This window comes from Streptomyces phyllanthi, from assembly GCF_009377205.1.
In the GTDB taxonomy this organism is placed as follows: Bacteria; Actinomycetota; Actinomycetes; order Streptomycetales; family Streptomycetaceae; genus Streptomyces; species Streptomyces phyllanthi.
Genome location: NZ_VJZE01000240.1, coordinates 1 through 13,704, shown reverse-complemented (window position 1 = coordinate 13,704; position 13,704 = coordinate 1). Strand labels below are relative to the sequence as shown.

Here is a 13,704-nt window from a genome sequence, read left to right as displayed (position 1 = left end):
GGCCGAGGAGGAGCAGCGCGGCGACGAGCAGGACGAGTCGTGCCGGTCTCATGGGGGATCTCCTGGCGGTCGATGGGGATGGGTGGGGACGGATGGACGTCGGTGGGTGGCGATGGGTCCTGGGCGGGCTGGTTGGAAGGAAACTTTCCTAACAGAAAGAGGAATTAGCAGTTGGTCCGTACCTTTGCAAGAGATGCGGCAAGGCCCCTCGGCGACGCGCTGGTCAGGGGCCCCGGCGCCAAAGGGCGCCGGCTGCATCCGCTTCCGCAGCAAGGGGAGGCAGATGCCGCTCACGGCGGCACCGGTGCCGCGCAGTTCGGCGGACGAGGCGGTGGGAGGGGCCCGCAGCCCGGACTCGGCGGCCGACTGGCGGGGGAGCCCGGCAGTGACGGCACATCGCCCATGGGCACGGTCGTCGGCCGCGGTCACCGCGTCACCGCGTCATCGCCGTCGAGGCCAACGAGGACGCGGCCGTGACGGCGGTCCGGGGGTGTGGAAACGCCCGGCCGCGAAGTCCCGGCCGGGCGTTTCCACGTCGGTCGCACCGACGGCGATCAGGTGATCAGGTGATCAGAACAGCAGGTTGTACTGGTTGAAGCCGGTGCCCAGGCTCTTGCGGGTCCCGAAGATGCCCGTGGAGGCCTTGCCCGTACCCGGGTAGAGGTAGAGCGTGCCGCCCGACGTGCGGGCCAGGACGTCCGCCTTGCCGTCGCCGTTGAAGTCACCCGTCGTCGCGATGGCGGTGAACTTCCAGCCGGTACGCACCTTGATGCGGGCCGAGAACGGGGCGGAGGCCTTGCCGGTGCCCCGGGAGAGCCACAGGTTGTTGCCGGCGTCGCGGGTCAGCAGGTCGGCCTTGCCGTCGCCGCTGAAGTCACCGTGGCCGTACACCTTGTTGTTCTTCCAGGACGTGCTGACGAACTTCGTCCGGCTGAGGAACTCGCCGTCGCCCTTGCCCGGGTGGAGATAGGCGTTGCCCGAGGAGTCGACGGCCACCAGGTCCGGGCGGCCGTCGCCGGACACGTCGCCGGGGACGGCGTACGACTTGTAGGTGCCCGGCACGGAGGTGATCCGGGTCCACCGCCGCTCCAGGGTGGAGTGGACGGTGTGGTTCCAGTACACCTTGCCGTCGGTGTCCTTGATGACCAGGTCCACGAAGCCGTCACGGTCCAGGTCTGCCTGCAGCGCCCACGGGACGCCCGTCCAGTCGCTGCTGACGGAGGCCCGCGCCGCGAGCGACGTGCCCTGGCTGGCACGGTAGTAGACGGCACCCGAACTCGTCCGCATGAGCAGGTCGGCACGGCCGTCCACGGTCCAGTCGGCGTCGTCGACGCGCGGCTGGGCCACCGCGGCGTAGTGGCTGACCTTCGTGAACACCGGGTAGGCGCCCTTGGCCGTGCAGCCGCTCACGCCCCATGACACGATGCCGGCGATCTTGTTGTCCACGACGAGCGGGCCGCCCGAGTCACCGTTGCAGGGGCTCTTCGTGCCCTCGTCCGCTCCGGAGGCCGGGGTTCCGGCGCAGACCATGCCCTTGCCCTCGGCGAAGTAGTCGGCGCCGAGGAGGTTCTTCATCGCCGTGTCGCAGGTGGAGTCCTTGACCATCGGCAGGCTCGCCTTGCGGAGTTGGGCCGACAGGTCCGCGTCGTCCCCGCCCGAGGTCAGGCCCCAGCCGTAGACCGTTCCGGTCCTGCCCGGGGTGTAGAGGGAGCTGTCGTTGGAGGCGGCCAGGCGCAGCCACTTCTGCTCCATCGGGTTGGTGAGGGTGAGGACCGCGATGTCGTTCCTCAGCGTGTCCGCGTTGTAGGAGGGGTGCTGCCACTGGCGCCACACTCCGGCCACCGTGCCGGACTCGTAGTCGTCCAGGTCGGTGGCACCGGCGAGAACGGTGCCGTAGAGAGTCCAGTCGGCACCGTCGACGCAGTGGGCGGCGGTGAGTACCTTGTCGGCGGCGACGAGCGCGCCGCCGCAGAAGAAGCTCTCACCGGTGAACGGGTTGTAGTAGCCGAGCTGGACCATCCAGGGCGCGGCGGTGGTGGTGGTCGTCTCGCCACCGATGACGAACGGGGTCCTCCTCGCCCCCTCGGTGCCTGCCCCGGCCGCTTCCTCGGTCTGCCGCTCGGCGGTCTCGCGGGCCGCTGCGACGAGCCGGTCGCGCAGCTCCTTCTCGGGGACGACCGCCCCCTTCCCGGCGGCGGGCTCTTCGATGGTGCTCTGCTGTGCTGACGGCCGGTCTGCGGCCTGTGCGGTGCCGCCCCCGAAAAGCGTCACCACGAGAGCGGCTGAGGTCACGGCCGCGAAGGCCGCCCGTCTCCAGCCACGGTGAACAGGATTCACTCGTCTCCCCGGATCTCCTGGGCGGCGTACGCCGGTTGGTCGTGAGATGCGGGCGCGCGCCACCTGAGTCATGGACGGTCCGGTGCCGCGTGGTGTGCGCCGGACCGGCCGATGTCCCGGCCAACTGTGGCCTATGCGGCCTGTGACGGGATCCGTAGGACTACGTACCTTGTTGCGGATCAGCTTCAGTACCTCGACCTCGCGCGAGGTCGGCATGCCCAGCGCCGCAGTCCGGCCATGTATGCAGGATGGTGTGTCAACCTTCCGCAGTCCTATCGGAGTTGTATGACGTAGCGGCTACCGCGCGCGTGGGCAGTCCCATTCGCCGCGGGACGCGCCGGACTACGGCTACTCGCCCCGCACCTGATGTGGCATCACGGGCGGGAAGGTCCGCCGAACCCTGCGCACCGCCACCCCGTAAAAGGAGTGAGTACTGAGCGCGAACGCGTTCGCCTCACCGAGCACCACTTGAAAGGATCCTCAGTGCGCAAGGAGTTTTCCTTGAAGCGTCGTTCCCTCCTCAGAGCGGCCGGTCTCGCGGCCGGCGCCGCCGCCGTGCCGGCTCTCGGCGCGGCCGCCCCCGCCGCGGCCGCCCAGGGCGTGCGGAGTGTCCGTACGCCCCGTACGCGCGCCAAGTCCGTCACCGGTGCCGCCGCGCGGGCCGTACGGGCCGACTTCCCCGTCGAGTACGTGGGTGTCAGCTGGAACGGGCCCCGGCGGGGCGCGGGTATCCGGCTGATCCGGCAGGACGGCAGCCGCGGTGAGTGGACGGCGCTGCGGCCGGTCTGCGGGGCCGGCGCCGACGGGGACGGAACGCACCCGGCGCAGAGCGTGAGCGTGCTGGTTCCGGCCGGCGGGGCGGCCGGGTACGAGCTGCGGCTGCCGGACGGCGCCACCGGCGTACGCTCCACCGCCATCGACACGGTGAACGGACCGTCCACCGAGGTCGCCGTCGCCGCGAAGGCACGGCGGCTCGGGGACGTCGAGTACATCACCCGGGCCGGATGGGGCGCCGACGAGTCCCTCCGCTTCAAGGCGGACGGCACCGAGAACACGCCGCAGACCTACTACCCGGCCCAGACGATGACCGTGCATCACACGGCGGGCGCCAACGGCGACCTGGACCCGGCGGCCACCATCCGGGCGTACTACCACCTGCACGCGGTCGCGAACGACTGGGGCGACATCGGCTACCACTTCCTGATCGACGAGGCAGGCCGTATCTACGAGGGCCGTTACTCGGGCACGGACGGCATCCCCGCCCATGACACGACCGGGAAGATGGTGACCGCCTTCCACGCCGCCGGCTTCAACTCGGGCAACCTCGGCGTCGCCCTGCTCGGCACCTTCACCGACCAGTCACCGACGGCCGCGGCCCGCGACTCCCTCACCCTGCTGCTGGCGGCGCTGTCCGCCGAGCACGGCTTCGACCCCCAGGCCGCCGTCACCTTCGTCAACCCGGTCAACGGCGTCACCCGGAACGTGCAGATGATCAGCGGCCATCGTGACTGGCTGACCACCGAGTGCCCCGGCACCACGCTGTACGGCGACCTCCCCGCACTGCGCGCGGACGTCGCGGCGGCGCTGTCCGGCAGCTGACCAAGCCCTACCAGCGGCCGTACGCCCGCCTTCAGGGCGTACGGCCCCCGCTCACGGCTCGATGATCTGACCGTCGCGCAGTTCCAGTACGCGGTCGGCCAGGTCCAGGAGCTGGGGGTCGTGCGTGGCGACCAGTGCCGTGACGCCCTCGCTGCTGATCACGGCCCGCAGTAGTTCCATCACCGCCAGGCCGGTCTGGGCGTCCAGCTGACCGGTCGGCTCGTCGGCCAGCAGCAGGGCCGGGCGGTTGGCGAGTGCCCGGGCGATGGACACACGCTGCTGCTGGCCGCCGGAGAGTTCGGCCGGGCGCTGCGCGGCATGGTCGGCGAGGCCCACCAGGGCGAGGAGCAGGGCCACCCGGTCCTCACGCTCGCGTGGGTCGGCTCTGCGGAGCCGCAGCGGCACGCCCACGTTCTCCGCCGCGGTGAGGATGGGGATCAGCCCGAAGGACTGGAAGACGAAGCCGACACGGTCGCGGCGCAGTTCCAGCAGTTCGCTCTCGCCGAGCGTGGACAGATCGGTGCCGTCGACGACGACGCGGCCGCGATCCGGGGAGTCCAGGCCGCCCATCAGATGGAGCAGGGTCGTCTTCCCGGAGCCCGAACGGCCTTTGAGGGCGACCAGTTCACCGCGCCGGATGCCGAAGGAGACCCCGCGCAGCGCGTGGACGGCCGTGGCGCCCGTGCCGTACGAGTGGTGCAGGTCCTCCACCCGCACCATCGGCGCGTCGGACGGATCGCCGACGACGGTGGCACCGGACCGCGTACTGGCACTTTCCGTCATCGAGGCACCCCCACGGCCCTTGCGCGTTCTCTCGCGGCCACTGCGCGGCCCTTGCACGGCCCTTGCGCGGACACAGTATTCGAACAAGATACGTCTGACTGGTGACTCCTACCGTCGGGCGGCGGCGGGCGTCAAGGGCGCCCCTCTGCACTCAAAGGCATACGCCAGTACGTAACGCCCGTGATATTCATGTGGAGTTGGCGAGGAATCAGCTCGGCAATCAGGCGGGGGACGGGTGACGGGCTTCTTATTGCTGCGCGTTCGAGCGCATCGGCTTCTGCTCGCCGCCGCCCTGCTCGCCGTGCTGCTCACCACCTCGGTGCTCGCCGCCCTCGCCGCGTTCTCCGGTTCGGTCGGGGACGCGGCGCTCCGACAGACCCTGAGCGGCCCGGCCGCGGCCTCCGCCTCACTCGTCACCAGCGCGGATGTGCCCCCGGACCGGCAGGACGCGGCCCAGGGCGCGGTGGTCCGCGGTGCGCGGCAGACCTTCGCCGGGCTTCCGGTGACCGTACGGAAGCTGTGGAGTTCGGGGCCGTACGCCCTTCCCCGCTCCCTCCAGGACACCGGTGCCCGTACGGGGGAGCCGGACCTCACCCACCTCGCCGCCCTGGACCGGTCACGGATCCGGCTGGTCTCCGGGGCACTGCCGGGCCCGGCCCCGAAGGCGCGTACCGCTCCCGTACCCGTCGCACTGCACGAAGTCGCCGCCGACCGGCTGGGGCTGCGCCCCGGGGAGAGGATCGCCCTCACCGACCGGATGGACGGCAAGCCCCTGACGGTCCGGGTCACCGGGGTGTACCGGGTGCCCTACAGGGCCGACCCGTACTGGCAGCTGGACGCGCTCGGCGGCCACGGGGTCCGCACCGTCGACTTCACCACCTACGGCCCCCTGCTCGCCGACCCGTCCGTCCTCGCCTCGGGCCGTGCCTCCACGGGCGCCACCGGATGGGTGGCCGCGGCCGACTACCGGAGCCTCACGACCGAGAGGATCGGCGCACTGCGCGAGGCCTCCGCACGCGGGCCCGAAGCGCTGCGGAGGGACCCGGCGTTCGGTGGCGGCGCGACCGTGCGGACGGCGCTGCCCGCCGTGCTCGACCGGACCGGGCGGGCGCTGCTCGTGTCCCGGTCCACACTCATGATCGTCTCCGTCCAGCTGGTGCTGCTCGCCGGGTACGCGCTGCTGCTGGTGGCCAGGCTGCTCGACACCGAGCGGACGGGCGAGACCGACCTCCTGAGGGCGCGGGGCGGTTCACGCCGCCGGATCGCGGGTCTCGCCGCGCTGGAGGCACTGCTGCTGGCCGTCCCGGCCGCGGTCTGCGCCGCGCTGCTGTCCGGTCCGCTGGTGCGGCTGCTCGCCCGGTGGTCGTCCCTCGACCGGAGCGGGCTGCGGCTCGGTGACGCCGCGGCGGGCCAGGCCCTGCTGGTCGCGGCCGGGGTCGCGGTGTGCTGTGCGTCGGCGATCGTCGCGCCCGCGCTGGCCGCGACGGCGGGGGCGCCGGTGCGGCTGCGGCGCGTCCGTGCCGCCGCGGGGACCGCGCCTGTGCGTGCCGGCGCCGATGTCGGGCTGCTCCTGATAGCGGCGGTGGCGTACTGGCAACTCGACCGGCAGACCGACGCGTTCGGGAGCGGCGCGCTCAGCCGTGACCGCGGGGGCGACCTGGGTGTCGACCCGCTGCTGGTCGCGGCTCCCGCACTGGCGCTGCTGGCCGGCACGGTGCTGACGCTGCGTCTGCTGCCGCTCGCGGCGCGGCTCGCGGAGCGGCGCGCCGTGAGCGGACGGGGCCTTCCGGCGGCCTTGGCGGGCTGGCAGTTCAGCCGGCGTCCGCTGCGCGGGGCGGGCCCGGTGCTGCTGCTGGTCCTCGCCGTGGCGACCGGGATCCTGGCGATCGGGCAGAACGCGTCGTGGAGCCGGTCCCAGGGCGACCAGGCGGACTTCGGGACGGGCGCCTCCGTACGCGTGCTGGACAGCAGGCCGGGCGGCCCCGGCCAGACCGGTCTGTACGCCGCGCTGCCCGGCGTACGGGACGCCGCGCCCGCGCACCGCACCACCACGGATCTCTCCGGCGGCCGTACGGCGACGGTTCTCGCCCTGCACACGGAGCACGCCGGTGAGGGGATGCTGATGCGCGGCGATCTCGCCGACGAGCCCGTCGAGCGACTGCTGCGGGCCGTCGCGCCACGGGAGAACACGGCCAGGGAGAACACGTCCAAGGAGAACACGTCTCGTGAGGCGTCCCGGGAGAAGGCCTCCGGCCCCGCGGTCGTGCTGCCCGAGGGCACCCGGCGACTCGCACTGGATCTGCGGATCACCGACGAGGGGGCGGCATCGGGCCGTTCCCGCTCCAAACTCGCGCCCCTCATCACCGTCGTCGTCGAGGACGGCTACGGCCTCACGTACCGGCTGAGCGGTGGGAGGTCACCCGTCGACGGCCGGGTCCACCGGGTCGGCCTCGACCTGGACACGTCGGCCTCGGGCACCCGCGCCGCCCCGGCCGGGCCGCTGAGCGTGACCGGGCTGCAGATCGACGGCACGGTGCCGGAGGAGGCGTCCGAACAGCATCGGCTCACCGTCGAACGGATCCTGGCCACCGGCCCCGACGGCGCGGCCCGCACGGTTCCGGCGCCCGCCGGGATGCGCTGGCAGGGCAGCATGACCGAGACGGGGAGCGAGGGGGCGAACCCGCCGACGGCCCTGAGGCCGACCGCGCCGCGGAAGGCGCCCCTGACGGTCTCCTACGAGACCGGTAGCGCGTCCGGCACCGACGCCGGGTTCCTGTTCTCGGCCCAACCCGAGTTCACCGTCCGCGTCGACGCGGCACGGGCCGCGCCCACGGCACGGATCGCGGCCGTCGCCACCCAGGACTTTCTGCGCGCCTCCGGGGCCGAGCCGGGAGAGAGCGTCGATCTGACGCTGGCGGGGGCGCAGGTGCGGGTGACGGTCGTCCGTTCGGTCAGGGAGCTGCCGACGACGGGAACCGGGGCGACCGGAGCCGAATCCGCCCCCGGCGCGGGAGCCGGGTCCGGATCCGGGACGGAGGCGGACGACGGGGCCGGAGCCACGGACGGGGGCGCGCTGCTGCTCGATCTGCGAGCCGTCAATGCGGCGTTGACGCAGCGTGCGAGCGCCTCGCTCGCGCCCAACGAATGGTGGCTGGACGCCGCCCCGGGCAAGGCCGCCGAGGTCGCGGCCACGCTACGGGCCCGTCCCGACATCGAGTCGGACCAAGTGCTCGTACGCGACGAGACCGCGGCCGAACTGCTGGGCGACCCGCTCGGCGCCGGGCCGCGCTCCGCGCTGATGGCGGTGGCGGTGGCCGCCGCGGCCCTCGCCGCCGTGGGGTTCGCGGTGAGCGCCGCCGGAGCCCAGCGGGAGCGGTCCGCGGAGTTCGCCGTGCTCCGCGCCCTGGGCGCGGCCCGCAGGGACCTCGCCAGACTGGCCGCCACGGAGCAGAGCCTGCTGATCGGCACCGGGCTGCTCGCCGGTCTCGGCCTCGGAACCCTCCTCGCCCGGGCCGTCGTCCCGCTGATCGTGCTGACGCCGGGGGCCGCACGGCCGGTCCCCCACGTCCTCGTCGAACTCCCGGTGTCCCAGGTGACCCTGCTCCTGGCGGGCGTCGCGGCCCTGCCCCTGCTCATCACCGCGGTGACAGCCGTCCGCCGCGCCGACCCCGCGGTCGCGCTTCGCCACCAGGGGGACAACTGACATGACCCCGGGCCCCGTCGAGCTCAGCCGGCGCGGGGAGCGCCGTGTCGCGCCCTGGGTACGGACGCGCCTGCGCACCGCCCCCGGGACGGCCCTCGCCTTCGCAGTGCTCGTGCTGGTCACGGCGTTCCTCGCGGCGGCGCTGCCCCGGTCCGTCGACGCGTACGAGACCGAAGGGCTGCGTCAGGAGATCGCAGGAGCGCCCCCCGCCTCCACCGTGCTGAACCTGAGCGCACCCCAGCCGGGGCTGGAGATCCGGCAGCCCAACCGCGAGAAGGCACTGCGGCCCGCGGCGCTCGCGGCCGTCCACCGCGAGGCGATGCACCGGCTGCCCGAGCCGCTACGGGCCGACAGCACGGAGTCGGCGTACGGGGTGCGGACCTCCGAAAGCCTTGTCGGACTGAACGCGTGGCTGCCGAAGATCGACGCACCGCCCCGGTTCACGCTGGCCGCGCAGTCCGGACTCGCCGCCCACTCCACCGTACGGAGCGGCCGGCTGCCCACCACCGAGGGAAAGGTGACGGCGGACACGAGAGAGGTCGAGGCCGCCGTGACCGCGGCGACCGCCCGGACCCTGCGCATACGCCTCGGTTCCGTCGTCAGAGTGGACGGCTTCCGCGACGCGCCGCTGGCCGTGCGGATCACCGGGATCGTCGAACCCCGGCGCCCGCAGGGCAGTTACTGGTCCGCGGAGCCGGAGCTGCGCACCCCCGGCATGGCCGCCGCACCGGTCGGGGTGCCGGTGTTCTACTGGCACGCGGGTCTCCTGCTCGCACCCGGCGCCGCCCCCGTGCTCCTCGACAGCCAGGGACAACCGGAGCGTTACTGGCGGCTCGCCCCCGCCGCCGGACGGCTCACCGCTCAGGACGTCCCGGCGCTCGCCGACCGGATCGCCTCCCTCGAAAGCGGGCCCGAACTGCTGGGGATGCGCGAGATCGCGGGCGACACCGCGACGCTCGGCACCGAACTGGACACGGTCGTCGGCTCGTACACGACGAGGCGTCGGGCGATCGCGCCCGTCGTCGCGGTGGGGACCGTCGGGGTGGGAGCGGTCGCCGCGGTCGTCCTGGCCATGACCAGCGGGCTGATCACCGCGCGCCGTGCCACCGAACTCGCCCTGCTGCGCGCGCGGGGCGGCTCTCTGCGCGGTATCGCCGGACGCCTCCTCGCCGAGACCGCGGCGGTGGCGGTGCCCGCGGCCACCTGCGGTCTGCTGCTCGCGGTGCTCGCCGTGGGCGAGGCCCGGCCGGTGCCCGCCGTGCTCGGCGCGGTCGCCGTCACGGTCCTCGCCTGCGTCGCACTGCCGGTGCGCGCGATCGCCCGGCACCGCAGGCCACGGGCGCACGAGGAGCGTGACGACCTCGCCCACGCCAGGCCGGGCCGACGCCGCACGGTCGCCGAACTCACCGTGCTGGTCCTGGCCGCCGGCGCGGTCGTGACGCTTCGCCGGCGCGGTACGGCGGACGCGGGCGACCTGCTGGCCAGCGCCGCTCCGGTGCTGGTGGGGCTGATCGCGGCGCTGGTGCTGGCACGGCTGTATCCGCTGCCCCTGCGATGGGCCGCCCGCCCGGCCGCGCGATGGCGCGGGGCGGTCGGTTTCCTGTCACTGGCCCGCGCGGGCCGCACCCCCGCGACGGGCACCGCGCTCCCGCTGCTGGCCCTGCTGACGGCCCTCACCACGGCGGCGTTCGGCGGCTCCGTGCTCGCCGGGGTCTCGGACGCCCGGGACCGGGCCGCGCTGCTGGCGACGGGCTCGGACGCGCGGATCTCCAGCCCGGGCGACACGACACCACTCCCGGCGGGAGCGGAACGGGCGGTGCGGGCGGTCGCGGGCGTACGTGAGGTCACGGCCGTGCGCATCGATCGCACCGCGGAACCGGCGTCCGGGGCGAGCGGCACCGGGAAGAGCACGAGCAGCACCGAGAAGCGGACATCGCTGACACTGATCGGGGTCGAGCCGGGGCCGTACGCCCGGCTGGCCCGGCAGACGGGTCTCGGGGCCTTCCCCGCCGCCGAGTTGAAGGGAACGGGCGGTGTCCTGAACGCCGTCGCCTCACCCGGCGTCGCGGAACGGCTCGGCCGCGCACCCCGCCGGATCACGTCACCGGCCGGTGACGTCACCGTACGGATCACCGCCGTGCGCCCCCGCACCCCCGCCTCACCCGACGCCGAGTTCCTGCTGATCGACGCCGCGGCTCTGGAACACCCCCGTCCGACGACACTGCTGGCCACCGGTGGGTCGCTCGACGCACGGGCGCTGCGGGCAGCCGTACGCGGTGCCGGGCAGGAGCTCTCGGTGACGCTGCGCGACGAGGAACGGGCGGCGCTCTCCGACTCACCGCTGCAGTCGGGCGCCGAGCGGATCTACACCGCCTCCGTCGTGGCCGGCGCGGGCTACGCCGTACTCGCCCTGTTGCTCTCCCTGCTCCAGTCCGCGCCGGAGAGGGCGGCGATCCTGGCCCGGCTGCGCACCATGGGCCTCACCCGCCGCCAGGGCCGCCGGCTGCTCGGCCTGGACGCGCTGCCCCAGGCACTGCTGGCGGCCGGCGGTGGTGTGGTCGTCGGCTGGGCCACTGTCCGGCTGCTCGCCCCCGGTATCGACCTGGACCGTCTCGCCCTGCCCACCGCACCGGGAGGTACGGCGGTGGCCGGTGCGGTCCTGCGCACCGATGTGTGGTCGCTGGCGCTGCCCGCGGCGGCCGTGGTGCTGCTGGCGGGAGCGGTCGCCGCCGCGCAGGCCTGGTGGGCGGGGCGCCGCGCATCGATCACGGAACTCAGGACAGGAGACACGCGGTGACCGGCACGACGAGCTCGCGGACGACCCTGGCGGAACTGGAGCGGCGGGCCGCGGCGCGCCAAGAGGGGCCCTCGTACGGGCACGACGCCCTGATCGCCTGCGACCGGCTGGTCCGCATCTTCGCCGGCCGGGGCTCGGGGGGCGGCTCCCGGAGAGGGAACGGCTCCGCCGACGGGGTGGAGGTGCAGGCGCTCCAGGGGCTCGATCTCCTGGTCGGGGAAGGCGAGCTGATGGCCCTGGTCGGTGCCTCCGGCAGCGGCAAGTCGACCCTGATGAACATCCTCGCGGGACTGGACGTCCCCACCGCGGGCGCCGCGAAGGTCGCGGGCCGTGATCTGCTCACGATGGACGCGAAGGCCCGGTTGCGCTACCGCCGCGAGGTGGTCGGCTTCGTGTGGCAGCAGACGGCGCGCAATCTCCTCCCGTATCTGACGGCGTCCCAGAACGTGGCGTTGCCGATGCAGCTGCGCGGTGGGGGTGGCCGCGGCCGTAGGCGGAAGCGGGGCGAGCGGGCGGAGGAGCTGCTGGCGATGCTCGGCGTCGCCGACTGCCGCGACCGCCGCCCGTACCAGATGTCCGGCGGCCAGCAGCAGCGCGTCGCCATCGCCGTCGCCCTCGCCAACTCACCCTCCGTACTGCTCGCCGACGAGCCGACCGGCGAACTGGACTCAGCAACCGGGCAGCAGGTCTTCGCGGCGTTCCGCCGCGCCAACGAGGAGCTGGGCACGACCGTCGTGATCGTCACGCACGACCAGGCCGTCGCCGACGAGGTACGCCGTACGGTCGCGATCCGCGACGGCCGTACGTCGACGGAGGTGCTGCGCCGTACGGAGGTCGACGCGGCGGGTCAGGAGTCCCTGGTGGCACGCGAGTACGCGATGCTGGACCGGGCCGGCCGGCTCCAGCTGCCCGCCGAGTACACCACCGCACTGGGCATGGAGCACCGGGTGATGCTGGAACTGGAGCAGGACCACATCGGCGTGTGGCCGGACGGCGGCGAGCGCCGAAGCGACTGAGGGGCTCGAGGGCTCGCATCGCCGGTGGCCGTGCCGGCTTGCCCTCCCTCCGGCCCGAGACCCGCACACCGTACGACGCGACGAGGTCAGGCTCATGGTCACGACGTCCGATCCGGTCCCCTTGCCGCCGCGCACCCACCAGCGCAGCAGGCTGGTCGGCAGCCGGCGGTCCGCCCTCGTCACCGCGCCTGTCCCGGTCTGCGGTCACGGGCAGGTGCTGATCCGTGTCCGGCGCGTCGGCGTGTGCGCGAGCGAGCTGCCCCTCTGGCGGGAGGGCCCCGGTTCCGGGCCCGTGTTCATGGGACACGAACCGGTCGGCCAGGTCATCGCGGTCGGGCCGGACGTGACGGACTGCGCGGTCGGGGACACGGTCACCGGCAGGATCGAGCACTCCTTCGCCCAGTGCGCCGTGGCCGACGCGGTCGATGTCGTGGTGGTCCCGCCGGACGTGCCCGCCCACAGCGCCCTGGGCGAGCCTTTCGGCTGCGTCGTGGAGGGCCTTCGCCGGACCACCGTCGCCGTCGGCGACAGGGTGGCGGTGATCGGCGCCGGCTTCATCGGCCTGTGCCTGCTGCAACTCCTGCGCCACGGCGGCACCGCCCGGCTGCTCGCCGTCGACCCGCGGACGGACGCGCGACGCCACGCGGTCCGCAACGGTGCCGACCGGGCCCTGGCACCCGGACAGGCCCACAGCCTCGCGGCCCGTGACAGCGCGGCCCCCGGTGACGCGCACGGCTTCGACGTCGTCTTCGAGGCGTCCGGCACCCAGGCCGGCCTGGATCTCGCCACGGAGCTCGTCCGTCAGCACGGCACGCTGTCGATCCTCGGGTACCACCAGCAGACCCGCAGCGTGGACATGCGGTCCTGGAACCTCAAGGCGATCGACGTGGTCAACGCCCATGTCCGCGATCCGCTCCGGCTGCGGGAGTCCACCCGGCGCGGGCTGGACCTCATGGCGTCGGGCCGCGTCGATCCAGCCGCGCTCATCACCCACCGGTACTCCCTGGCCGACATCGACCAGGCCTTCACCGACCTGGCCGGAAAGCCGGAGGGGTTCATCAAGGCGGTCGTCGAGGTCGGCTGACCGGCGCCGGTCGCGGAACCGGTCAGCCCTCGGCCGGGACGCCGATGAGGACGAAGGCCAGTGTGACGGGGCGGTCGCTGTGGTTGCGCCAGCCGTGCCGGGTGCCGTTCTGGACCACGATGTCCCCGGTGGCGAGCCGGGTCAGGGCGCCGTCGTCGAGTTCCAGGGTCACCTCGCCGTTCAGCACGATGCCGTAGTCGACCGTGGGAGTGGTGTGCACCCCCGGGTTCTCGATCTCCATGTACTCGGCGATGCCGGGGGACTGGGCGAGCTGTTCCTGGCCGAAGGCGACGGGATCGAAGGCGGGGTCGCCCATCGCGGCGTCCGGCGGGAGGGTCAGGACGATGAAGCGGGTGCCGCCGGGGGAGGGGACGAAGTCGTCGAC

The 13,704-nt window shown here is 73.5% G+C and carries 8 protein-coding genes; 5 read left to right on the top strand and 3 right to left on the bottom strand.

Annotation, left to right across the window (positions count from 1 at the left end; translation table 11 throughout):
- Positions 1–570: 570 nt before the first annotated feature.
- The gene (locus FNH04_RS27965; protein WP_322724041.1) at positions 571–2,292 is read right to left on the bottom strand and encodes a trypsin-like serine protease; all 1,722 of its coding nucleotides are present in this window, start codon (positions 2,290–2,292) and stop codon (positions 571–573) included.
- Between the two features lie 546 nt (positions 2,293–2,838).
- On the opposite strand from FNH04_RS27965, the gene FNH04_RS27960 reads away from it, so the two are divergent.
- Positions 2,839–3,936: an N-acetylmuramoyl-L-alanine amidase gene (locus FNH04_RS27960; RefSeq protein ID WP_152788563.1), complete on the top strand. Its 1,098-nt coding sequence runs from the start codon at positions 2,839–2,841 to the stop codon at positions 3,934–3,936.
- 51 nt (positions 3,937–3,987) lie between these two features.
- On the opposite strand, the gene FNH04_RS27955 is transcribed toward FNH04_RS27960, so the two are convergent.
- Positions 3,988–4,719: an ABC transporter ATP-binding protein gene (locus FNH04_RS27955; RefSeq protein WP_152788562.1), complete on the bottom strand. Its 732-nt coding sequence runs from the start codon at positions 4,717–4,719 to the stop codon at positions 3,988–3,990.
- 235 nt (positions 4,720–4,954) lie between these two features.
- Here FNH04_RS27955 and FNH04_RS27950 point away from each other — a divergent pair, with 235 nt between their 5' ends.
- The 4 genes from FNH04_RS27950 (at position 4,955) to FNH04_RS27935 (ending at position 13,319) form a co-directional block, all read left to right on the top strand.
- A complete protein-coding gene (locus FNH04_RS27950) occupies positions 4,955–8,422 on the top strand; it encodes an FtsX-like permease family protein (protein ID WP_322724038.1) in 3,468 nt (1,155 codons plus the stop codon).
- 1 nt (position 8,423) lies between these two features.
- A complete protein-coding gene (locus tag FNH04_RS27945; protein ID WP_152788561.1) occupies positions 8,424–11,219 on the top strand; it encodes an ABC transporter permease in 2,796 nt (931 codons plus the stop codon).
- Positions 11,216–12,235 carry an ABC transporter ATP-binding protein gene (locus FNH04_RS27940; protein WP_322724036.1) on the top strand — a complete coding sequence of 340 codons (1,020 nt, stop codon included), beginning with the start codon at positions 11,216–11,218 and terminating at the stop codon, positions 12,233–12,235. Before FNH04_RS27945 ends, FNH04_RS27940 begins: the two co-directional genes overlap by 4 nt.
- Positions 12,236–12,329: 94 nt before the next feature.
- On the top strand, positions 12,330–13,319 hold the full coding sequence (locus FNH04_RS27935) for a zinc-binding dehydrogenase (RefSeq protein ID WP_152788560.1): 990 nt from the start codon (positions 12,330–12,332) through the stop codon (positions 13,317–13,319).
- A gap of 22 nt (positions 13,320–13,341) precedes the next feature.
- Here the strand turns inward: FNH04_RS27935 and FNH04_RS27930 are convergent.
- Positions 13,342–13,704: cupin domain-containing protein (locus FNH04_RS27930; protein ID WP_228031653.1), on the bottom strand; the 363-nt coding region annotated here is incomplete at its 5' end.